This is a genomic window from Shewanella acanthi, from assembly GCF_019457475.1.
Lineage (GTDB): Bacteria > Pseudomonadota > Gammaproteobacteria > Enterobacterales > Shewanellaceae > Shewanella > Shewanella acanthi.
In genome coordinates this window covers 4090115-4113464 of sequence record NZ_CP080413.1, presented here as the reverse complement: position 1 = coordinate 4113464, position 23350 = coordinate 4090115, and the positions used below count along the sequence as shown (strand labels likewise).

At 48.2% G+C, this 23350-nt stretch carries 19 protein-coding genes; 10 read left to right on the top strand and 9 right to left on the bottom strand.

From position 1 onward, the window contains the following. Positions 1-124 precede the first annotated feature (124 nt). From K0H61_RS17640 to glmS, 3 genes are all read left to right on the top strand, one after another. Positions 125-2218, top strand: coding sequence for a TonB-dependent siderophore receptor (locus tag K0H61_RS17640; RefSeq protein WP_220050753.1), 2094 nt, complete (start codon positions 125-127; stop codon positions 2216-2218). A gap of 194 nt (positions 2219-2412) precedes the next feature. After that, entirely contained in the window at positions 2413-3183 is a 771-nt protein-coding gene (locus K0H61_RS17635; RefSeq protein ID WP_220050752.1) for a DeoR/GlpR family DNA-binding transcription regulator, read from the top strand. 76 nt (positions 3184-3259) lie between these two features. Beyond that, the gene (gene glmS, locus K0H61_RS17630) at positions 3260-5089 is read left to right on the top strand and encodes a glutamine--fructose-6-phosphate transaminase (isomerizing) (RefSeq protein WP_220050751.1); all 1830 of its coding nucleotides are present in this window, start codon (positions 3260-3262) and stop codon (positions 5087-5089) included. Positions 5090-5207: 118 nt separating this feature from the next. Here glmS and K0H61_RS17625 read toward each other — a convergent pair whose 3' ends face one another. Beyond that, entirely contained in the window at positions 5208-6392 is a 1185-nt protein-coding gene (locus K0H61_RS17625; protein WP_220050750.1) for a CaiB/BaiF CoA transferase family protein, read from the bottom strand. A gap of 137 nt (positions 6393-6529) precedes the next feature. Here K0H61_RS17625 and K0H61_RS17620 point away from each other — a divergent pair, with 137 nt between their 5' ends. The 4 genes from K0H61_RS17620 to K0H61_RS17605 all read left to right on the top strand — a co-directional run bounded on the left by K0H61_RS17620 (position 6530) and on the right by K0H61_RS17605 (position 10513). Further along, positions 6530-7459, top strand: coding sequence for a hydroxymethylglutaryl-CoA lyase (locus K0H61_RS17620; protein WP_220050749.1), 930 nt, complete (start codon positions 6530-6532; stop codon positions 7457-7459). Further along, positions 7459-8862 (top strand): 3-isopropylmalate dehydratase large subunit, encoded by a 1404-nt coding sequence (locus tag K0H61_RS17615; RefSeq protein WP_220050748.1) that lies wholly within the window; start codon positions 7459-7461, stop codon positions 8860-8862. Before K0H61_RS17620 ends, K0H61_RS17615 begins: the two co-directional genes overlap by 1 nt. Then, the gene (gene leuD / locus K0H61_RS17610) at positions 8862-9491 is read left to right on the top strand and encodes a 3-isopropylmalate dehydratase small subunit (RefSeq protein WP_220050747.1); all 630 of its coding nucleotides are present in this window, start codon (positions 8862-8864) and stop codon (positions 9489-9491) included. Before K0H61_RS17615 ends, leuD begins: the two co-directional genes overlap by 1 nt. Positions 9492-9622: 131 nt before the next feature. Further along, a complete protein-coding gene (locus K0H61_RS17605) occupies positions 9623-10513 on the top strand; it encodes a DUF4437 domain-containing protein (RefSeq protein WP_220050746.1) in 891 nt (296 codons plus the stop codon). Positions 10514-10561: 48 nt separating this feature from the next. Here K0H61_RS17605 and K0H61_RS17600 read toward each other — a convergent pair whose 3' ends face one another. From K0H61_RS17600 to K0H61_RS17565, 8 genes are all read right to left on the bottom strand, one after another. Continuing rightward, on the bottom strand, positions 10562-11545 hold the full coding sequence (locus K0H61_RS17600; protein ID WP_220050745.1) for a LysR family transcriptional regulator: 984 nt from the start codon (positions 11543-11545) through the stop codon (positions 10562-10564). A 27-nt stretch (positions 11546-11572) separates the two neighbouring features. Then, positions 11573-12499 (bottom strand): hypothetical protein, encoded by a 927-nt coding sequence (locus K0H61_RS17595; RefSeq protein ID WP_220050744.1) that lies wholly within the window; start codon positions 12497-12499, stop codon positions 11573-11575. Between the two features lie 114 nt (positions 12500-12613). Then, positions 12614-15277: a TonB-dependent receptor gene (locus K0H61_RS17590; RefSeq protein WP_220050743.1), complete on the bottom strand. Its 2664-nt coding sequence runs from the start codon at positions 15275-15277 to the stop codon at positions 12614-12616. Positions 15278-15770: 493 nt separating this feature from the next. Beyond that, complete coding sequence (locus tag K0H61_RS17585) at positions 15771-16421, bottom strand: glutathione S-transferase family protein (protein ID WP_220050742.1); 651 nt, start codon at positions 16419-16421, stop codon at positions 15771-15773. Positions 16422-16447: 26 nt separating this feature from the next. Then, on the bottom strand, positions 16448-17122 hold the full coding sequence (locus tag K0H61_RS17580; RefSeq protein ID WP_220050741.1) for a hypothetical protein: 675 nt from the start codon (positions 17120-17122) through the stop codon (positions 16448-16450). Positions 17123-17221: 99 nt separating this feature from the next. Then, the gene (locus K0H61_RS17575) at positions 17222-18682 is read right to left on the bottom strand and encodes a sodium/proline symporter (protein ID WP_220050740.1); all 1461 of its coding nucleotides are present in this window, start codon (positions 18680-18682) and stop codon (positions 17222-17224) included. 56 nt (positions 18683-18738) lie between these two features. Beyond that, positions 18739-19230 carry a flavin reductase family protein gene (locus K0H61_RS17570; RefSeq protein ID WP_220050739.1) on the bottom strand — a complete coding sequence of 164 codons (492 nt, stop codon included), beginning with the start codon at positions 19228-19230 and terminating at the stop codon, positions 18739-18741. Positions 19231-19261: 31 nt separating this feature from the next. After that, positions 19262-20248, bottom strand: a complete 987-nt coding sequence (locus K0H61_RS17565) for a hypothetical protein (RefSeq protein ID WP_220050738.1) — start codon at positions 20246-20248, stop codon at positions 19262-19264. A 286-nt stretch (positions 20249-20534) separates the two neighbouring features. Here K0H61_RS17565 and K0H61_RS17560 point away from each other — a divergent pair, with 286 nt between their 5' ends. From K0H61_RS17560 to K0H61_RS17550, 3 genes are read left to right on the top strand one after another with little or no spacing between them, the layout of a single operon-like run. Further along, positions 20535-21227, top strand: a complete 693-nt coding sequence (locus tag K0H61_RS17560) for an isochorismatase family protein (RefSeq protein ID WP_220050737.1) — start codon at positions 20535-20537, stop codon at positions 21225-21227. A gap of 38 nt (positions 21228-21265) precedes the next feature. Continuing rightward, entirely contained in the window at positions 21266-22246 is a 981-nt protein-coding gene (locus tag K0H61_RS17555; protein WP_220050736.1) for a polysaccharide deacetylase family protein, read from the top strand. Next, entirely contained in the window at positions 22246-23226 is a 981-nt protein-coding gene (locus tag K0H61_RS17550; protein WP_220050735.1) for a polysaccharide deacetylase family protein, read from the top strand. Before K0H61_RS17555 ends, K0H61_RS17550 begins: the two co-directional genes overlap by 1 nt. Positions 23227-23350: the final 124 nt, after the last annotated feature.

Sequence of the window (23350 nt, the reverse complement as noted above, 5' to 3'; positions counted from 1 at the left end):
GTTTTATCTTAATTTTGATCTATGTCTCACTAAAATGTAAAGACGTGTAAATAAACTTAAATAAGATTTATTCTCATTTATATTGCCTGCATTCGAAGCGTTAGGATTATGCGAGGTGTTGGCAATGATTTTCAAATACTCTGTGGTTGGTATAGCGGTTGGTGCGGCTTTAATGGCTACGCCTGTGATGGCGCAGGCGCCAAATGAGGCGAATATTGAGCACATTCAGGTCACAGGCCGTACGTTTAACGACTATAAAGTTGGTAGTGCCTCCGGAGCGATGCGCGGTGATATTCAGCTGATGGATACTCCACAATCAGTCAATGTGATCCCCGATTTTGTGACCGACGAACAGTTAGCCACAAACCTTGCCGAAGTCTTAGTGAATGATTCGAGCGTGACCGCTGGAACTACCCGCTGGAACCGTCAGGTGTTTAGCGTACGTGGTTTTGAGTTGGATTCTGGCAATGGGTATTTAATCAATGGCCACCAGCAATGGTCACACTATGTACAACCCATAGAAACTCTGCAACAGGTCGAGGTCCTCAAGGGACCTTCAAGCATGCTGTATGGTCAATCTGGCCCCGGTGGACTGGTGAATATGGTCACTAAGAAGCCAACCTATGATCCTCTGCTAAACATAGGATTCGATACCGACGGCTATGGCTCGACTCGCGTTCAGTTAGATGCGGGTGGCAGTTTAAATGAAGCGCAAAGCCTTCGTTACCGTGGTGTTTTAGTAAAGCAGGACACGCAATATTGGCGTGAATATTCGACGACCAATGAGAACCAGGAGCGTGATCGCTGGTTAGGTTACTTAAACCTCGAATACGATATCAGTGATGAGCTGTTGTTATCGGTCAAATACGATCATACCCAAGATAAAGCGGGTATCGATGCGGGTGGCTGGTTGGATAAACAGGGTAATGTCATTGGCGATGCAAAGACCATTTGGGATGCGCCCTGGGCTTTTACCGATAATACCGTTTCTAACCTAGGTGCCGATTTAACTTGGCATATGAGTGATGATTGGCAAGTCAAACTCGGTTACAACGACCAACAATTTAATCGCCAGCGATTTGATTCGGCGCCGCAATACACGCTCGATCCATTCAGTGCGGGTTATAGCATCAAACCCTTCGACCGTTATGACGATTGGCAGCATAAAACCGCTTTTGTCGATTTTACTGGCGAATTCGAACTTGCAGGAGTTGGGCATCAGTTATTGATTGGCGCTAACTATCTTGATTATTTCTATCAGCAACAAATCCTTCGCGGTGCAACTCAAACCGTGCTTCCGGGCCAAATCGTGATTAAACCAAATCTGGATTACCACACGGGTAAGAAAGGTACCCTAAGCGAATACAATTACTATGGCTTCTACCTGCAGGATTTAGTGACCTTAAATGAGCAATGGAAGCTGCTTGCGGGTGTGCGTTACGATGAGCAGAAAAAGGATGGTTATGGCGAAAATAGTTACGCGGTATCGCCAAAGTTTGGGCTGATCTACTCACCAATGGACAATGGCAATATTTACTTCAACTATTCCAAGAGTTTTACTCCCCAGGGCGCGGTGAATGACGAGTTCGATGTAAACAATGGCCTTAACCTTAAACCCGAGTACGGCATTCAGTACGAGTTGGGCACTAAGTGGGAGCTGTTAAACGACAGCTTGTTATTAACGGCCGCGATATTCGATATCACCCTTGAAAACATCACTATTTCAGAGACCTTACTCGAGCCTATCGGCGATTACACTGACATCACGACCCAAGGTGGTAAACAAAAACACCAAGGGTTCGAATTTGGTGCCCAGGGTAAAGTGGCCGATAGCTGGTTTATCACGTCATCTATGATGTATTTAGATGCTGAATATCAAACTGGTGATGCCCGTGAGGGTAAAACCCCGATAGATGCACCCGAGTGGTCGGCAAATATCTGGACCCGCTATGAAGTGACAGATAAATTTGCAATGAACTTCGGCGCTATTTATGTGGGTGAGCGGTTCGCTGATACTGACAACACTATCACCAAAGACGATTATGTGCGGTTCGATATAGGCGCTGCTTACAATTTGGCTATTTTAGGCAAAGAAGTGGGCATTCGAGCCAACGTACGTAACCTGTTCGATACCGAGTATATCGAAGGCGGCCAATATAATATGGTGACCTTAGGCCAAGACCGTAACTTTAGTATTGCCCTAGAAGCTAAATTCTAAACGGCGATTTCTAACCTTACTATTGCAAAAACTGACACAGCCAAAGCAGCTTACCTTAGGTAAGCTGCTTTTTTCTTTTTCAGCAGATGAGTGAAAATCCCATCTTAGCGTCAAAGTGTGTTTCGAATCGCTGGTAAAAAAGTTTCGTTTCCCTATAATATAACTTTCGAATCGAAACTTATCTGAAAGGTTTTATGAATAAACGAAACACACAGCAACGCCGCCACAGCATCATTAACATCCTAAACGAACAGGGTGAAGTGAGTGTCGACGAGCTATCGTTACGTTTCGAAACCTCAGAAGTGACCATTCGTAAGGACTTGGCCGAGTTAGAAAAAACGGGCCTGTTGCTGCGCCGCTATGGTGGTGCTGTGGCCATTCCCGATGAAGTGACCCAGCAGTTCTCGGCCAAAATCGCCCCGAATAAATTGTCTATCGCTAAGGCGGCCGCGCAGCTTATCAAAGACCATAACCGCATCATTATCGACAGCGGCACAACCACTTCGGGGCTGATTGAGCAACTCAACCAGAAGCGTGGGCTGGTGGTGATGACCAATGCACTGCACTTAGCTAACGCTATCCATGAGCTAGAGAACGAGCCGACACTTTTGATGACCGGTGGCACTTGGGATCCCCATTCTGAATCTTTCCAGGGCCAAGTGGCCGAGCAAGTGCTGCGTTCCTATAACTTCGACCAACTGTTTATCGGCGCCGATGGTATCGATTTAGAACGCGGCACGACCACCTTCAATGAGCTTACAGGCCTAAGTAAGGTGATGGCGGAAGTGTCCCGCGAAGTGATTGTAATGGTCGACTCTAACAAAATTGGTAAACGCATCCCCAATCTCGAACTGGGGTGGGACAAAATTAGCGTATTAGTGACCGATGATCGCATCGAAGAGCGCGCCATGAAACAAATTACCGAGCAGGGGGTGCGTGTGATTGTCGCGCCCTATGCCCAATAGCCTAGCGAGTTAGGCGAGCAAAACATTCAAATTCAAATTCAAATTCAAATTTAAATCTTAGGAATAGGTAAAGACTATGTGTGGAATCGTTGGCGCCGTAGCGCAAAGGGATGTGGCAGAAATTCTGGTCGAAGGTTTACGCCGTTTAGAATACCGCGGTTACGACTCCGCCGGTGTGGCCGTGCTTAATAATGGCGAACTGAACCGTACTCGCCGTGTAGGTAAAGTGCAGGAGCTTTCGAATGCCCTTGAGGAAAATCCACTTGCTGGTGGCACGGGTATCGCCCATACCCGCTGGGCAACCCACGGTGAACCGAGTGAGCGCAACGCGCATCCACATGTTTCAGAGAGCGATATCGCCGTAGTACATAACGGTATTATCGAAAACCACAATAAACTGCGCGAAATGCTCAAAGGTTTGGGATATCAATTTAGCTCAGACACAGATACCGAAGTGATTTGCCACTTAGTTCACCACGAACTGAAAACCCACGACAGCCTACTGACCGCCGTGCAAGCGACCGTTAAGCAGTTAGAAGGCGCCTACGGCACTGTGGTTATCGATCGCCGCGATAGCGAGCGCATGGTCGTTGCTCGCTCTGGCAGCCCATTAGTGATTGGTTTTGGTCTAGGCGAAAACTTTGTTGCTTCAGATCAGTTAGCCCTGCTGCCTGTTACCCGTTCTTTCGCCTTCTTAGAGGAAGGTGATGTGGCAGAAATTACCCGCCGCACAGTAAGCATTTTCGATGTGAACGGCAATCAGGTCGTTCGCGAAGTGAAGGAATCGGAAATCACCCACGATGCGGGCGATAAGGGCGAATACCGCCATTATATGCTCAAGGAAATCTACGAGCAGCCACTGGCACTGACTCGCACCATTGAAGGCCGTATTGCCAATAAACAAGTGCTAGATACTGCCTTTGGTGATAATGCAGCTGCGTTCCTTAAGGATATTAAACACGTACAGATCATCGCCTGTGGTACTAGCTACCATGCGGGTATGGCTGCCCGTTATTGGTTAGAAGACTGGGCGGGCGTTTCCTGTAACGTCGAAATCGCCTCCGAGTTCCGTTACCGCAAATCGCACATGTACCCAAACAGCTTGTTAGTGACTATCTCCCAATCGGGTGAAACCGCAGATACGCTAGCAGCGATGCGTCTGGCGAAGGAAATGGGTTACAAGGCAACGCTAACAATCTGTAACGCACCAGGTTCATCTCTGGTTCGCGAATCAGACATGGCCTACATGATGAAAGCGGGCGCCGAGATTGGCGTGGCTTCGACTAAGGCATTTACCGTGCAACTTGCAGGCCTGTTAATGCTGACCGCAGTGCTGGGTCGTTACAATGGTATGTCTGAGCAGATGCAGGCGGATATCACCCAAAGCCTACAATCTATGCCGGCCAAGGTTGAGCAAGCGTTAGGTCTAGATGATGCGATTGCCGAACTGGCGGAAGATTTTGCCGACAAGAACCATGCGCTATTTCTTGGCCGTGGCGACCAATACCCAATCGCGATGGAAGGGGCGTTAAAACTTAAGGAAATCTCCTACATCCACGCCGAAGCCTATGCGTCGGGTGAACTGAAGCATGGCCCATTGGCGCTGATTGATGCCGATATGCCAGTGATCGTCGTTGCGCCAAACAATGAACTGTTAGAAAAACTCAAATCTAACGTCGAAGAAGTGCGTGCCCGTGGCGGTTTAATGTATGTCTTTGCTGATGTGGATGCCGAGTTTGAGTCCGACGACACGATGAAGGTTATCCCTGTGCCACATTGCGATATCTTTATGGCGCCACTGATTTACACTATCCCGCTGCAACTGCTGTCTTACCATGTTGCTCTAATTAAAGGCACAGACGTAGACCAGCCACGTAACCTAGCAAAATCGGTGACAGTGGAATAACAGCTTTTAACCTAAAGCGTTAAATACTCTGAGAATAAATAAGGCAGTGCTGAGTAAATCAGTCACTGCCTTTTTGTTTATCGGTTGTTTGCCGAGAGGTTACTGGAACGCTCGAAAGTTAGTCGCCGCGAATGACGTTATCGGCAATCAACTGGTGGATTTGATCATCTGAATATCCCATAGCCGAGAGCAGTTGCTGCGCGCTTTCACTCTCCCTTGGTGGGTTATGGCGCAGGCCAAATTTTTGTTGGTTCATTTCAATCGGTAGCGCAGGCAGTTTAATGCGTTTGCCGTTTTCTAATTCAATGTCCACCAGCCCGCCATCGTTTAAGTGTGGGTCCGTCACTAGGTCCATTGGCTTATTCACGGGCGCATAGGGTAGACCAATGGTATCGAGTTTTTGCATCAAGGTTGCCGTCGGCATTTGCGCAAATACGACGGTGAGTTTAGGGATGATGATATTACGGTGATCGAAGCGGCCGCCATTGGTCGCCAGTTTATCATCCATAGCAAAGTCAGTTAGATCAAAAGCTTCACAGAATTTGCGCCACTGGGTATCGCTCACCACAGCGACAAATACCTTCTCATTATCGGCGGTGGTAAAGGAGTCATACACACCCCAAGCGGATTGACGCACCGACATTGGCGGCGGCTCAACACCACTGATGGCACCTTGGGCGATGTGTTGTCCCACCATAAAGGCGGTGGTTTCAAACAGGGCGCTTTGCACCATTTTTCCAAGCCCCGTGTGCTGCTTTTCCTGCAATGCAGCCAGAATACCAATCACTCCAAACATGGCGCCGGTAATATCGATGACAGAGGAACCTGCGCGCATGGGTTTATCTGGTAAGCCCGTCATATAGGCTAAACCGCCCATCATTTGCGCCACTTCATCAAGCGCGGTGCGATGGGCATAGGGACCACTCAAAAAGCCTTTCAATGAGCAGTAAACAATGCCCGGTTGTCTAGCTGAAAGCGACTCGTAATCCAGACCATGTTGCACTAGGGCGCCGGGGCGAAAGTTTTCAATAACAACATCAGCTGTCGCAACTAAGTCCGTCACTAACTTAAGCCCTTGCTCAGTATGTAAATCTACACAGAGGCTCTTTTTGTTGCGGTTATACATGGGGAAATAACCTGCGCCAGACCCCTTAAGGCGGCGTGTGTTGTCCCCTTTGAGAGGTTCAATCTTAATAACTTCGGCGCCAAGGTCGGCCAGAATCAGCCCAGTCGCTGGACCCATCACCATATGGCTAAACTCGACGACTCTAATTCCCTTTAAGGGCTGAATGCTGCTTTGCATGTCTATTCTTCCGTTGGTTTTGGCTAAATAAAACTAGCTGTTAAAGTGTTAATGATATAATGTTATATCAATTAATTGTTAAGTGTAAGTCCTAATTATTGTCTTAGGTTTTTTAGCTTCAGGGTGGAAAGAAATACATGGGAAAGGTCGACATTCTGATCAGTGAAGTAGGGCCGCGCGATGGCCTACAAAGTATTACCAACATCATGCCTACTGCTGCAAAAAAGCAGTGGATCAGTGCCTTAGCTGCAGCGGGTATCAGGGAGATTGAAGTTGGCTCCTTTGTTCCTGCTAGCGTGCTCCCTCAGTTAGCTGATACCGCCGAAATTGTCGCCCATGGGCTGACAATCGAAGGATTGCAAATTGCAGTGTTAGTGCCGAACCTGCGCGGTGCAGAAAATGCCATTGCATCGGGTGCCCATAAGATCAGTATTCCGCTGTCGGTCAGCGAAACCCATAGCCTTCGTAACGTAAAGCGCACCCATGCACAAATGCTCGAAGAAATCGCTCGGATTGCTGAACTGGTTAACTCACAACCTGCCCATAAACGACCCCATTTTGAGGTGGGGTTATCGACTGCCTTTGGTTGCAGTCTCGAAGGTCCAGTGTCTGAATCACTTGTGGTGCAATTGGCTGAAGCTTCACTCAAAGCGGGTTGTCATGAGGTAGGGCTATCGGATACTACGGGTAGCGCCAATCCCGCGCAGTTGCGTCGTCTTATCGACAAAGTATGGTCGGCCGTCGGTCGGGATAAGCTTACCGGCGTGCATTTACATAACACCCGCGGACAAGGTCTCGCTAACGCGCTCGCGGCTATCGATATGGGTATTACCACTGTTGATGCTTCCATGGGGGGGATCGGTGGCTGTCCTGCTGCGCCCGGCGCTAGCGGCAACATAGTCACCGAAGACTTAGTGTTTATGGTGGAGGCCATGGGGCTTAAAACGGGTGTTAATTTCAATGCGCTGTGTGCCGCTCGTGAGTTATTCGCCGCCGCGATGCCAAATACAGAACTTTACGGTTTTACACCTATGTCAGGTTTACCAAAGGGAATGGAGATTAACTAATGGCTTTGACCCTCTTCGATAAACTATGGGCCGAACACGAGGTTATGGAGCTTGAGGATAATCTGTCGTTGCTCTATATCGACCGCATTTTTTTGCATGAGCGTACGGGTTCTATTGCATTAGAGAGTTTAGTTGCCGACGGTCGCAGGGTGCTTAATCCCGAAAAAGTCTTCTGCAGCATGGACCATATAGTTGATACCCATGTCGGCAGAACCGATGACACTTTAGTGCCGAGCGGTAAACAATTTATCCAATCGACCCGGATTGCCACTCAAAATGCGGGGATAAAACTGTTTGATATTAGAGACCCTATGCAGGGTATAGTCCATGTGATTTCCCCAGAGCTTGGCATAGTTCAACCAGGCTGTACCCTAATTTGCCCCGACAGCCATACCTGCTCCCAAGGTGCCTTGGGCGCGTTAGCGTGGGGTGTAGGTTCGAGTGAAGCCGAACATGCAATGGCGACAAATACCTTAGTGGTAAAACGACCTAAAACCATGCGGGTCAATTTACTTGGCAGCTTGCCCAAGGGCGTGACCGCTAAGGATCTGATTTTAAAACTGATTGCCGACCATGGCGCTGCGGGTGGCACGGGTTATGCCATCGAGTTTGCGGGCAGCGTGGTGAGCGAGCTGAGTCTCGAGGCGCGTTTAACCCTTTGTAATATGGCAGTGGAATTCTCCGCCTTTACCGCAGTGATTGCGCCAGATGATAAAACGCTGGCCTATATCGAGGGTAAACCCTATGCGCCCAAGGGTGACAGTTGGTTTGCCGCCAAAGATTACTGGGCAACGCTCTATACCGACAGCGATGCCAAGTTCGATATGGAAATCAGCTTAGATTGCAGCGAATTATCACCCGTGGTCAGTTGGGGTACTAGCCCACAACATGCCTGTAGCATTAACGAAAGAGTGCCCAGCGTACCTCTGGATTTACCAAGCAGCGATCAAACCAGTTATCTGCGCGCCTATCAATATATGGCACTCGAACCCGGTCAGGCACTGACGAGTTTAGCTATCGATGCCGCCTTTATTGGCTCGTGCACTAACAGTCGTATTTCCGATTTGAGAGAAGCCGCGTCGATTTTAGAAGGCCGTAGCGTCGCCCAAGGGGTGAAGGCCATTTGTGTGCCCGGCTCTAAGGCGGTTAAGCGGATGGCCGAAGCCGAGGGACTCGATAAGATTTTCATCGCAGCAGGATTTGAATGGCGTGAGCCTGGGTGCTCTATGTGTTTCTTTGCGGGTGGCGAAAACTTTGGTTTTCAAAAGCGAGTGGTGAGCAGTACTAACCGTAATTTCGAGGGGCGCCAAGGGCCTGAGACCCGCACTCATTTGGCAAGCCCTATTACCGTTGCTGCATCTGCCATCGCTGGCAGAATTGCCGATCCAAGGGAGTATTTATAATGACGCCACTTGTGACCCATCGCGGCGTTACCGCCGCCATTTTGCGCACTAATATCGACACCGACGCCATTATTCCCTCGCGGGAAATGAAGCTGGTATCAAAGCAGGGGCTCGGCGAAGGCCTGTTTGCCGGCTGGCGTTATACCCAAGTGGGCGGACGCGAACCTAATCCCGACTTTATTCTGAACAAACCTGAATATCGTGGCACCAGTATCCTGCTGGCGGGCAAAAACTTTGGCTGCGGCTCGTCCCGTGAACATGCTGTATGGGCGTTAGCTGAATACGGTATCAGAGTGATCATTGCCCCAAGTTTTGGCGCGATTTTCTATGGTAACTGTGTTCGCAATGGCATTTTACCCGTGACCTTGGCCGATGAGGTCATAGTGGCAATGGCGGAGCAGATTAAAGACCCACAGCGGCAACAGCTTCATGTGGATTTAGAAAAACTGTTAGTGACAGCCGTCGACGGTAGTCAGCATGCTTTTTCTATCTCTAATGCTAACCAGCAAATGTTGCTCGAAGGGTTAGATCAGATTGGTTTAACCCTAAAACGTAGCGCCACCATTGCCGATTTCGAGGTCAGCCTTCGCAGGCGTCGCCCATGGCTGTTCGACTTAACGACTCGTTAATGAGGGTTGGTCGCAGATTAATACATAGATGTTTGGTTATATAGAGAATAGTAACTTTCTATTTTTCATACAGATAGCGATGTGATTATTATAGAACCTATAGATACAACAATGAGCTTAAGGAAAAGAATATGCGTCCACATGTAGAAATGATCGATGAGAAGGATTTGATTTGGCACCCGTCTGAATTGATGGGCGGTACGGGCTCTTCGCGTCAGCGCCACCTAAGCTACGATGAAGAAGATGGTTCAGTTTCTGCCAAGGTGCTCTTCGATACCGATTGGACCCGTCCTGCGGGTGTGCATGTGGCACAGACCGAATGGTATGTGTTGAGCGGCGAAGTCACTATTGGCGATGAGCTGTTAACCGAAGGCGGCTACTGGTGTACCCCTCCTGGCGTTGTTTGCCCACCATTATCGGTTAAAGCCGGCACTGAGATTCTGTATTTCCGTGAGTTTGGTACTTGGGAATTTGAAGCCACAGAGCAAAATAAAGACACGGTTCGTCCAGATCAAAAGCTAGTGATTAAACACAGCGATAAGATGGATTGGATCCCTGTCGAAATCGGTAGCCCAATGGATTTTGAAGCGGGTGGTACACCTGTTCCAGGTCTGTTTATTAAACTACTGTTCCGCGATGAAAAAACCGATTTCTATACCCGTTTGATCAGGGCAAAACCGGGCTGGGTTGAACATCCATTAGCCCACCACCCTGTGTACGAAGAGGCGTATACCTTAGAAGGTTCATTCGAGTTTAACTTCGGTGAACAATGGCCGGGGGTTTACTTCTTCCGTCCAGCGCTGGTTCGTCATGGCGATTTCCGCTCAGGTCCAGAGGGCACAACTTGGTTACTACGCTGCGACGGTCGTCTCGTGGATTGGTATACCGAAAATGCCAAGATGGAAATGCACGGTGATGCGGTGAACTGGGGCCCTGATTTCCCAGGTACTCAAGCACCTGTACCACTGCAACCAGTTCGTTCTCGCTCAGTTGGTCCAATGAAAGATCCGTATTACAGCTAATTTTGCTTACCGATAGCCAACTATTACAGTGGGTTGGCTATCGTTTTTTTAGCGTGTTGGCAATTTAGGTTTGTGATTATCTTCCCAGTAGCGGGTGGCGTCTTCCACCATGCTCATCCCTTCACCGAGTAAGTAATCGCGGCAGAGTCTAGCGATAACTGAAAAATCCTTATGCTGTCGGTTCACAACATACCAATGGTCTGTGAGTGGAAAGCCCTCGATGGGCAATTGCACTAAATCCTTTTGCTCGCCGTCGTCCAAGCTCAGTGCAGGCACTATGGCGATACCCATACGTGCTAAAACCGCGTGTTTAATGCCTTGGTTGCTGGCGATAACTATATGTTTATCAATGGTGTGGCCTAGTGCCGCTAATTGTTTTTCAGTGGCTTGGCGTGTGCCTGATGCGGTTTCTCGCAGGATAAAGGTTTCATTAGCAACATCCAGCCAAGTTAATGAGCCCTGCGTTGCCAGCGGATGGGAGTGGGCGGCAATTGCGACTAGGTGATTCACCCCCATAGGGGTGACATCGATACCCGAATCTTCTGGCGGAAAACCAAAAATATACAAATCATCAAGGTTTTGTTGCATGCGGTCGAGGATATGTTTGCGATTACCAAACTCGAGTGACAATTCTATTTGCGGGTAACGGCGACAGAAGGGGCCGAGCAAATGGGGGCTGAAGTATTCCGCTGAGGTAACAATCCCGATACTGAGCTTGCCGACCACAGCGCCTTGAAGCTGATTTAAAGAGGTTTCGAGGCGATGGGTGCATTCGAAAATCTCTTTGGCGTGAGCGACAACCATCTCGCCTGCGTGGGTTAGCGTCATACGCCTACCGACCATTTCATAGAGTGGCAGGCCGATGCTTTCGGCGAGTTTTCGCATTTGCATTGTGACACTGGGCTGACTTAAATGCAGTCGCTCCGCGGCGGCAACTATGCCACCGGTTTCTGCGACTGCGATTAGGATCTCTAACTGTCGAAAGGTGCCGATGCGGGAGGCTAATCGGCCCTTAGGGAATAATGCTGTCATTGAATTAACAACATAAAATGAACCGACTTAATCTATTTTGGCCGATTTGCCGCTTTCTGGACTAACTGGCGTTAACCAAACAAAGCGAGCCATTAGGGCAAAGATACCAATGGTGATTAGGCAAGCGATTGGATATTTGTCGGGACGAACCCAAAACTCCTCCATCCAGTCCCACAGCGCAATGATTTCGAGGTTATACCAAGCAACACCCGCAGCACCAATGGCGTAACGAATCATCAAACCCACTTCGTTCTGTTTGGTTTGTTTATAGAGTAAATATATTGACCAACAGAACACCGCCGCGCTAATGGCATAGGTAAATGGATGATGCAGACCTGCAATCCTTGGGTCGATCAACAGAATCATAAACACATACATAAACCAAGTAACATAAAGATATTCGTTAAATGCCACTCGAGCCGTTTGAGGTTTTAGGCCCTGTGTTGGTTTGCCAGTACCTTCACGTAATCCAAGGTTTTTGCGAATCCACAGAAGCATGCGGCAACGCATATCCTTTTGGAATAGAGTGATTAACAAGGTGGCTAATAAGAATATTCCAGACATTTCTAGGATGACGTGTGAGCCTAAAAGGGTTGGAACGCCTGCAGCATCTTTAACCATTGGAATGGAATTGCGATGTTCAAAAAAGTCCATGCCCATTTCGAACCAAGAATCCCACACCAGAATGCCGCCAAATAAGCCCATCAATGAGCCTTTCACTTCATCCTTATTTAATCCTTTATATATCAACACAATTCCACCACAGCCAATAAAGAAGGCTACGACATATTTCCAGATAAAATCTGGCGGGAACATGTATATCATGGTGACCACATACATGTGGCTAAGAGGTTTTTGCAACGTAATAAACACATAGACCAGCAGCGCCATCGCCCAGGTATTGGTGCGGATGGCACGCCCTATTGATGTCCGTTCTAGAACCATTTCGCTCATAATATCTACCAAATATCAATTTGTTATATAAAAAATGAGCACCATTTCTGGTGCTCACACGGAATTACACCGTAACTCATTAACAACACTGTAACATATTAGTTTGGTATTGCATCAGAATTGATAGCTCATGCGTAAACCAAAAGTTCTACCTTGTGGAAGGGTGGCAACCACTGCGTATGGCACTGACTGACCGTTCGGGAAGAAACCGTAGTCCACGTTACCAATTGCAGATTTGATTTTGTCGTCATCAAACAGGTTTTCGACGTAGCCAGTGAATACCCAACCATCGAAATGTGTACCTGCTGATAAATCCCATTCCCAGTAAGATGGCAGTTTGACTTGGCCAGAACGTTCAACGTTACGTTCTGAACGATATTGACCAAACAGCTCAACAAAGCTTTCTGCGCCTAGGACTTCGAAGGAATATCGGCCCGTGATAGTGCCAGAGTGTTTAGATGACAGAGGTAATTGCTGACCAGAGAAGTCACCTTCAGCATTGCCTGCGATCATCTTGTCCACGTCGCTGACCTTAGCCCCAGCTAAATCAGCATCGGCAAGGATTTCTGACAAGTTAAAGTCAGTGTACGTAGCATCTGAGTAGAGGTAAGCCATAGACAGACGGAAGTTATCTGTCACCTGCCAGACTGAGTCTAAGTCAATCCCTTTAACCACACTCTCACCGGCGTTAATTACAGATACGTTCGCCATACCCATTTCATTGGTGAAGGTGAATGGGGTTTGTTGGTCGGTGTAAGTCCAGTGGAAGAATGACAGGTTCACGCTGGCATGGTTTTCCTCCGAGTAGGCCTTAGCACCAATTTCATAGGCTAACAGTTTCTCAGGTTTGTACTTGCCGTCGCTCACGTCACCGTTCGCGTCAGTTGTCGCAACACCACCTGGTTTAAAGCCCTTAGAAACAGATGCATAGGTGAATACAGTTTCGTTGACTTTGTAATCGATACTCGCACGCGGCACAAATGCAGTATTACCCGCACTGTTTGAGGTGTAGTAAAGCGGGTTAGGCACCATAGAAAAGGTTGCTGGGTCGAACATCACGCTGTTATCGACATAGAAAGCATCGTAGGTACGGTCGTCTGCATTACCTGTATAGTCGATGGTTTCATCAATGTAGCGACCTTCGAAGGAAAGATTGATATCTTCTGTGATCGCCCAGTTGATTAAGCCCGCTACTGACCAATGGTCTGTGTCACGGGTTAATGGCGTGACAACGTTCTCACCCTCTGGCAGCGGCGCATTTTTTACGTCGGTGATAAAGCTGGTGTAAGGTGATTGGGCCAGCATAGCCAACAGGGTTGGTTCATCAGCGCCTTCACGTAACCAGAACTGGGTGCCAAAACCCGCATGCATTTTTTCCTGCCAAACCATGGCTGATGTTACCCAGCTAAAGTTGCTCGTTTCACCACTTAGGCGAAATTCTTGGCTGTATTGCTCAAGGTCAAATGAGGTATTTACGTCAGACTGGAAGCCGTACTGGGTCCATGAGTAAGGGCCAATGTTAGGCTGGGCATATAGGCTGTAATCAGTATTGTCGAAATCTTCTTCAATGTAAGACTTACTCTTGGTGTAGCCAGAAATTGAGCTGAACTCAATGCCGTCACCCGTCCAGACAAACTCCATCGAGGCGCGGGTGTTTTTAATGTCGGTACCGCTGTAGTCTTTGCCCGTTAAAGGGTTTAACGACAGGTCGATTTGGCTTTCATTGCCTGAAACTGTGCCCGTAATCATAGGACGGCAAGCAGGTTGTTCTGGGAATCCCATCATAGCGAGAGTGCTGTTAAAGCTGTCCCAGTAGGGGTAAGCCTCGGCCATTGAACAGTCCACGCCATTGCCATTTGCATCAAACTCGTAGGGCAGCATTTTTGAGCCTTGAGCCGTGTTGACAGATCCCGTGGCAAACATATTATCGGGAGCGTTTTCTGGCAACATACTGCGGATTGTTACCGTAGGACGTTGGCCGTAATGTTCGTCTGAATGTTCTGCGCGGAAATACACAGACACGCTATCGGTTGGCAGATAGTAGGCAGAAAAAGCCACACCCGTAGATTCGGTATCACCTAAGGTTTGACCGCTATTCGGGTTGGTGTATTGACCATCGCTCTTAGAATCAATAACTTTTAGTTTTGCTGCTAAGGTATCTGTCAGGCCACCTTCAACGGTCAAGCCTAGGTCGTAGGTGTTGTAATCGGCAACGTTAACGTCGACCTTTACGCTAGGTTTAAAGTCTGGACGCTTAGTCACATAGTTGATGGCACCTGCGAATGCGCTTCGGCCGTAGTTCACACTCTGTGGACCCTTAACCACTTCAACCTGTTGCATGTCGACTAGCTTCATGTTGGCTGTCATACCGCCACCAGAAAGTGTCATGGTTTCGGATGAAACGTCGATGCCGTCAATCAAAATCGCAACGTTTGGACGACCACGGTCAATAGTTAAGCCGCGAATAGAGGGGCGAGTATCGTTGGGGCCTGCACCGATATCAAAGGTTAAGCCGTTGATTAATTTAGCGACATCTTCGGTAGACTGAATGCCTTTCTCTTCAATTTGTCGCGCAGTGACGGCGGAGATTGCCAAAGGAATCGTTTCGATAGTTTCTGCGATTTTACGGGTTTTAACCTGAATTCGTTCGATGGGTTCTTCTTTGTTAGCCTCTTGCTCTTGGCTGAGGTCGTCCTGAGCCATGGCAATGCCTTGCATTCCCACTTGAGCAAATAGGGCCGCAGCTATCGCTAGACTGAGTTTTTTCTTGTTATACATACTTCACTCCTACAGTGAAAAGATTCCTTTCGGTCCGTTTTTTATACTTGCTTTTTATTGTTCAGATTGGCGGCTTAACAATCTGCTGCTGTTTTAATCTACAACCTTTGTTACATTGATGCAACATTAAACCAATAATAATGATATAACAATAATTCAAAAAGGTTTTTGCTTTTATAAGTTGTTGATATTAGTTATTTTAATTATTCTGTTGATGTCTGTTTTTTTAGCCGAATATGTCATTAATGACCTTAAAACAGCATTTTTATAGGGTGGTCTTGGTGTTTTTTTTGATCATTTTTTGGTGGTTTTTTACACTGGCTTGATGGGGGGATTGGGTAATTTCGGGCCAAAGTAAGAGGTGAATTAACGCAGAAGATCGGTAAAAAATAGCGCAAGAATGGCTTGATTGACGTTAATGTAAACGAAAATGTCACTGGCTAATTAAAAGGCGACTAATAGTCGCCTCCTAGAATTGAGTGCTTGAGTTAGATTAGCGCGCCTTACTTGCCAAATAAGCATTAAAAGCGGTGCTCATCTCGTGCATACCATGCTCGACAGCAGCATCTTGGTTGACCCATTGCCACCAGTCATTAAGTACGGGGTATGAGCTAAGAATATTCTCACGACCAAAAAGCTTTGGGGTTTCAATCGCAAATAGGATATTAGTCGCAAGGGCAATGTCACCAATATTCAATGGACGTTGACGAAAATCGGGCAGCGAGGCTAACAATTTATCGCCCTTGTTGAGTTCTTTCTCAATATTTGCCATTTCCTTGTCCACATCGACACTATTACCCGTCAATAAGCTAAGGAACATAGGGAATAGCGCCGGAGATAGATGTAAATCGGCGTAGCGGGCCAGCATGTTTATATGGGCAATGCCGAGCGCATCGGTCGGGCGCAAACTTACTTGATCGAACGCAGCCTCTAGATATTCCATAATTGCCCATGACTCACCGAGGCTAGTGCCGTCATCCAGCACCAACACAGGGATCTTGCCCATAGGATATTTATCGGCAAATTCAGGGGTTCGTAGCGCAGGGCTGGTAGGTGCGACGATTTCTATCGGCAAACCTTTTTTGCGAATTTGAATGCGTACTCGGGTTGAGTAAGGCGAAAAATCACTACTTAACAATTGCATGGAATCTTTTCTCCAAAAAATTCGGCCTAAGGTTTAATTAAATGCATGCCTAAGGCGGTGTTGATTAGTAAGCCGACCCAAATGAGATACACAAAGGGGCGAGCCTTAGCTAGGCAGTTTAAAATCACGCTATCAATCTGTTGATTAGGACCCTGCTGTACCATGGTCATAAAAGCGGGACCAAAGGGTTTCAGCATCATTCGAATTCCTAAACCACAGGCCACCAGTAGGGCGAATACCACCAGCTTCCACGCTAAAAAGTCAGCCAAAATAATGGACTTATCGCCCAGTAAGGATTGAACTGCGAAGAATAAGCACAGGCCGATAATCACTAGGCGGAAATTGAAGTCGATTTTGGTAAGGCGTGGAACATAACTTTTATCGTGACCAAAATGAATCGCCAACACCATACCCAACCAATATAGGCACACCAGCCAAGTGGCGACCATAGTCCACACTGGGATTTGGATTAGTCCTAGATTAAAGGCCATTTGGATGCCGGGTCCGAGGATGAGCGCCATACAGATACGCGGCCCCTGATCGACACCCATCATGATTTTTAACGCGGTTAAGCGCTGCTGCGCACTAAGCCCTTCCTTAGCGACAAAGCGGGAGGCATAGAAGGTTCCCAGATCGCCCCCCAGCCAATAAACGAACAGAACTATATGTAAGAGTTTTAAGAGTAAGTAGTTTTCAGTCATAGTGTTTTTCTAATTTTTATTGAAGGAACATAACTCCCTATGTGTTAAGACAATAAGGAGCACTTAAACAACAAGAGATACTTTAATTACATGGCGAATTTAGGTTTTTATGGCTTCTGAAACATTCACTGTCTGGGGCTCTCGGCCAAACCAAGCTAAACCAAGTGCTACAGCAAAGGGCAATACTCGCTCGAGATAATCACCCGGCGGGCTGGGCAACCAGTTAAAAATTACTGTTAATACAAAGCCAAACCCCATGGATAACAGGCAAAATAGTGGCATAACTCTATGTCCCATCAATAGCACTATCAGTAAGGGGGCAAATGCGGCGCCAATAGCCGCCCAAGCAAATAGCACGCGACTGAAAATGGCGGTTGGGGCGTAGAGAGCGATTAAGGTTGAGAATACGCAAATCACCGCCACGGTAATGCGTGAACGTAACAGCGCTTTTTGCGGGCTTAAGTCCTTTTGCAAGTCGTAGGAAAGCGACGATGCCGAGACTAATAACTGACTGTCGGCGGTAGACATAATTGCCGAGAGCACTGCGGCAATCACAATGCCGACCATTACAGGGTTAAATAGCTCACGGGTGACCACAAAAAATACCTGCTCGGGATCATCGGTCGCACTTGTTGGTGACTGCGCTAATAGTACCCGAGCACAGAGCCCTAACAGCAACATGCCGCCAAACACTAAGGTAGGCCAAAGAATGCCGACCCACTGCGCCTGACGAAGACTGCGCTGACTACCATCGCTGTCGGCGCGAAGTGCCATAAAGCGATTAACCACATGGGGTTGACCAGGATTTCCAAGCCCGACGCCAAAGGTGCCAACGATGAATCCCACCGCGACAATCCCAGTGTGTCCACCGAACCACGAAAGTTGTGTCGGCGAGCTATATTGCTGTAGACCCGTCCACAGTTCAGTTACGCCGCCCACCTGTATCAAAGCCGCAATCGGCAGCATTATGGCGACGACGGACATTAATAATCCCTGCACAGTGTCGGTCACACAAACCGCCCAAAATCCACCGAGTAGGGTGTAAATGAGGATAATCGCGGCGCCGAGCACCAGTGCCGTTTGCACCTCAATTCCGAAGGTTGTCGCAAAGGTGTTGCCCGCCGCCTGAAACTGCGAGGCCACATAAAAGGTAAAGCAGAATACGATAATGAATGAGCAAAGCAGCGTGAGTGGCTTTTTATAATGCCCAGCGCTGCTGCACAATACATCTGTGAGGGTAACGACCTGATGTTCGCGGCTAAAGCGACTAAGCCTTGGTGCCATCCATAGCCAGTTAAAGAGATAACCGGCAATAATGGCGGGGAACAGCCATAACATGCTAATCCCCCATAGATAAGTCGCACCGCTCGCACCGAGTAAAGACCATGCCGAAGACGCACTGGCAGATGAGCTAATTCCCGCAACGATGGGCCCCAAATTCTGCCCACCGAGAAAGAAGTCTTCGGTACTTTGGGTACGTTTGGTGGCCCAAAGACCGATGGCGATAAGGGCAAGGTTATAAATAACTAAGGTAATTAACACCGCTGTGCTTTGCGCCATATCGCCATTCTCATTCTTATATGCGTTGGTTTTACTAAAGCTTTAGCCTTTACCTGTTACACATGCGCCACTTTGGCATAGTTACCCGAGTGGAAGATCAGCGGCTGATTGCACTCTGTGGTATCAAACTGCAATACCCGACCGACCAGAATTACATGGTCACCACCATCGTATTGATGTTGGCAAACACATTGAAAACGCACGCTAAACTCAGTTAATAGTGGCATTTCTGCCACGCCTTCAACTAAAGGTAAATTGGCAAATTTATCCGCACCTTGGCGAGCAAAGTGGTTAGATAAATCCTGCTGATGATCACCTAGCACATGTACTGCAAAGTGTTTACCCTCACCGAAGGAGTCGATGGAGCGCGCTTCTTTTTTCAAACTCCACAATACCAGAGGCGGATCGAGCGATACCGAGTTAAAGCTGCTGGCGGTTACGCCGATCTTTTCGCCCCTAGCATTCTTGGTCGTAACGATAGTTACGCCCGTCGGAAACTTACCTAACGCCCGGCGAAAATCAGTTGGATCAAATTGCGTTTGCATCATATTGGCTCCCACAAAATTGCATCGGTCATCATTAAATGTACTTAGCACTTAATACATTCGACCCTGGCTTCCAATCCAACACCCCAAAGCAGGTGTATAGCTCATCGTTAGATTGGTAGAACTGCCACACGCCACAAATGTCGAAGTTATCGTTAATCAGAGTATCGCGGCTCTTCAGTTTGAAAGCCTCGCCATAGAAGTGCTGGGTGCTCCACAGATAACGGCCATAGGCACGGCCATTACCAAATACATCTGGTCCCTCGAAGGTGTGCACTGCATCCACGCGAGAACGCTTGTAATTGAAGGTGCGTTCAATCGCGCCCGTCATCGTCACGCGTACATCGGCGCTACGCAGGCTCAGTGGAAAATAGTCGATAACAATATGCGTCTCGCCGAGGCGTTGCTGTTTATTATCATAAACTTCGAAGGTGCCGACCCATTGGCCAGCTTCTTTCACTGGCAGAATATAGGGCTTAGTCGCGGCGAGGCGCTCAGAGGCCAAAAAGTCCGCCACTTTTTGTTGTTCCTCTGGATTATTGGCGTGATCTTGAGTTACCACATACAAGCCATTGAAGACCGCCACTAAGGTATCGGCTTCAAATAACTGTGAAGAATACACCTGCAAACCGTGCTCAGGCAGAATAAGATTTACTGTGCGTAAATCTGTGTTCCAACCGGGTGAATAGTAGTTAGAGTCCACCAGTAGGCCGTAGGGTTTACCTGCGCCAACAAAGTCTGGGCCGCAGTAAATACGGTCTTTGTCCGAGTCGATAACGCCGAATTCGAAACGAGCGCCTGCGGTATCGAAGCGGTTACGTAAATGGCCGGTGTTTTGAAAATTAGTTTCCATCCAGTAGGTAACCTTATCGCCTTCAAACACGCTGGCGCGGTTTACCTTATTAAAACCCGTGTGGCTGCCGTCGACGTCAAACACTGAAGGCAAACCATGCCATTCGCCGGTAATAGCCTGTTGAAATTTACTTGGTTGTTGCTCGCTAGTGTTGTATTTGTCTGGCATAGTGAGGTCTCTTTATTGCTCTAATCGCTGGTCACTTGGGTTGACAGAACGGCCATTTTGGCAATTGTCCTGTACTTAACTCTTCCTATTCGGGAGTGCGTTACACCGCGCCAGGTAGCCGCTGGGTTGTTTATCTCCCATTCCTGTACGCAGTTTTAACGTCATCTTGCAGTTATCTTATATCTCGAATAATGTTATATCAATAATACTTTTAAATTGATTTGCTGGATAGTTATCGGTTTAATGTATCTATCAGACTGATAAGCATCGCTTTTGGAGAGCTGCAATGGAATTGTCGTCAAAGACCGCCCGAGAAATATACGCAGATGTGAAAAGTAACCCGACCCGCAAGAAGTTCGGTTTCGGTAATAAGGCCGTATTGGTCAATATCGATTTGCAAAAGGCCTACACCTGCGTAGGGGAATACAAAACCGCCTACCAAACCGACCCTAAACAAATTGACTACATCAACGAATTAGCGAAAAAGTTTCGCGCTAAGGGTTGGCCCGTCGTTTGGACCCATGTTGCCTATATGGAAGATGCCTCGGATGCGGGCGTTTGGGGGACACGCACTAATACCGAAGATTCTCTGCAGAATATTAAGTTTGATTCACCCCGCAGTGAATTCGATGACCGAGTTGAAATCGACAAGGTCAAAGATGTGATTTACTTGAAGAAAATGCCATCGGCTTTCTTCGAAACCCAGCTGCAATCCTTACTGGTGTGGCATCAGGTGGACACAGTCATTATCACTGGTGGTTCGACGTCTGGTTGTGTTCGCGCCACGGCGGTCGATGCCCTGTCCCGCGGTTACCGCGCTATCGTTCCCGAGGAGTGCGTGGCAGACAAACACGAAAGCTATCACTTCGCTAACCTCACGGATTTATTGCTGAAATACGCCGATGTGGAAGATGTCGACACCGTATTTGATTGGTTGGACGGTAAGTCTGCAGAGGTCGGTTACGAGATCGCTGATTAATAGTTGGCCTGTCTTAGTTTTCGCAGTAGGAGCGAGCCATGAAAGCAAATCCACAGTTTTATGATTATTGGCCCTACGAAGGGCGACCCAAGATTCAGTGGCCCAACGGCGCTAAGGTGGCGTTTTGGGTTGCGCCCAATATTGAATTTTACGAATTAAATCCGCCTGCTAACCCGCATCGTGCGGCTTGGCCTCAACCTTATCCTGCGATTCAGGGTTACGGTATTCGCGATTACGGCAACCGTGTTGGCCATATCCGCCAGATGCAGCTGCTCGATAAATACGGTATTCGTGGTTCGATTTCTCTGTCGACTGCGCTGTGCGATCACCACCCAGAAATCATCCAAATGTGTAAGGAGCGTGACTGGGAGTTCTTCAGTCATGGCATTTACAACACTCGCTACACCTATGGTATGAGCGAGCAGCAGGAGCGGGAGATGATCAAAGACTCCATGCTCAGCATCTATAAACACACGGGGCAGCACTGCGCGGGATATCTAGCGCCTGCCTTGTCGCACTCGGAGCAGACCTTAGATTTATTTGCCGAAGTTGGCAGCGAACTCTTTGGTAAGGATTCTGAGCTGTGGCAGGGCAAGGAAACCGGCGGTATTTATACATGCGACCTGTTCCACGACGATCAGCCAACGCCCATCCATACCCGCAGCGGCAAGCGATTTGTGTCGATTCCCTATTCGTTAGAGATGAACGACACCATTGCCTATGTCGTTAATAAAGTGGAGCCACGCCGTTATGGCGAGATGCTGAAACAAAACTTTGACCGCTTGTATCAAGAAGGGAGTGAGTCGGGCACTGTAATGTGTATTCCTACCCACAACTATCAGGTGAGTTGCCCGCATCGCTTAAAGGCCTTTGAAGAAGCGCTGGATTACATCACCAGCCACCCAGATGTGTGGGTGACCACAGGGCGGGAGATTGCTGATTACTATTTGCAGCACTATTACGACACTGCGGTGAACAACATTGCCGAGCAACATGCAGCCATGGGAGTAAAAGCCTGATGTCTGACAAACCTGTGAATTTAGAAAAGGGCCTGCCGCAGGAATACCTGCAGTACGACAAGCGCCGCCACGGTATGGACCATGAGTTTTACCCTTGGTCTATGCTGCACCAGCGTCAACCTATTCGTTGGCCGCAGGGCAAAAAGCTCGCCGTTTGGCTCAATATCAGCGTGCAGTTTTTCCCAATGGATCAAAAGGGTAAACCCTTCAAGGTGCCAGGCGGTATGACAATGCCTTACCCTGACCTGCGCCATTACAGCCTGCGGGATTACGGCAACCGAGTCGGTATCTTTAGAATACTCAAGGCCGTCGATCATTATGGTGTTAAGCCGACCTTCGCGATTAGCAGCCGCCTAGTAGAGCAGGCGCCACTATTAATCCATAAACTGGCACAGCGCGGCGATGAGATTTTATGCCACGGCTGGGATATGGATTCCATCCACTGGGGCGATGCGGAGCAAGCGCAGGCCAATAACGAAGCGGGATTGATTGAAAAGTCCTTGGCGGTGCTGCGTCAGGCGACGGGTCAACCTATCACAGGTTGGTTAAGTCCGGCGCAGAACCAGAGTGAAATCACAGCTAAGTTGCTTGCTAATAATGGCGTGAAATACTGCGGCGACTGGGTAAACGATGATATGCCCTACTTTTTTAATAACACTGGGGCTAATCCGCAACATCAAGGCGCACTGCTGAATATCCCGTTATCTACCGAGTTGGATGACCAGTTTATTTTGCAAAATAACCTGCACTCCGAAGCCTCCTACGTGCAGCAGGTCTGCGATGCCTGCGACCTGCTTCTCAATGAGGCCGAACACCATGGCGGCCGCATGTTAGCGCTAAATATTCACCCTTGGTTACTCGGACAACCCCACCGCATTGCCCACTTCGAGCAGCTATTGGCTTACCTCACCAGCAAATCCGATATCTGGTTCGCCACAGGATCTGAAATCCATTCGGCATTTAGCCAACAATCTGCTTAACCCCATCAGGCCCTTGGTAAACCAGGGGCCTGAATGCTTTACTTCGCATTGATAGATTGCGAACTTTAGATTGTCATTGTTTTTACTGTGACACGCCGTAAATATGTCCCTATAGGCTCGACGG